This is a genomic window from Brevibacillus sp. SIMBA_040 (genome assembly GCF_046535075.1).
Lineage (GTDB): Bacteria > Bacillota > Bacilli > Brevibacillales > Brevibacillaceae > Brevibacillus.
In genome coordinates, this window is sequence record NZ_JAWRXI010000193.1 from 1 (window position 1) to 269 (window position 269).

Annotated in this window: 1 protein-coding gene; it reads left to right on the forward strand. The window is 26.8% G+C overall.

Going from position 1 to position 269, the window contains the following annotated elements; translation table 11 throughout:
• The coding region (locus SB752_RS32515; RefSeq protein ID WP_410719514.1) for a hypothetical protein at positions 1–269 on the forward strand (269 nt) is incomplete at both ends.

The window sequence follows — 269 nt, forward strand, 5'->3', positions numbered from 1 at the left end:
GTGATACATTAGCATATATAAGAAGCTATAAAGCTTATACAACAAATGGTAAGAGCAAAGAGTTTTTATATTACGCAATTATAATGGCTGAAAAAAATAATTACGGAAGAGCATATTATGATATTTCTAGAATTCTGGCATTAAGAACTGATGATCCATTAGTTACAAAATATAATTATTCAAGTAAGTTTGGGAATTATTCATTTCTAAAATCTTATGAATTAGGGGATGATTTTGCTAAAGATGATGTGAAAGACTTTTACATCAAT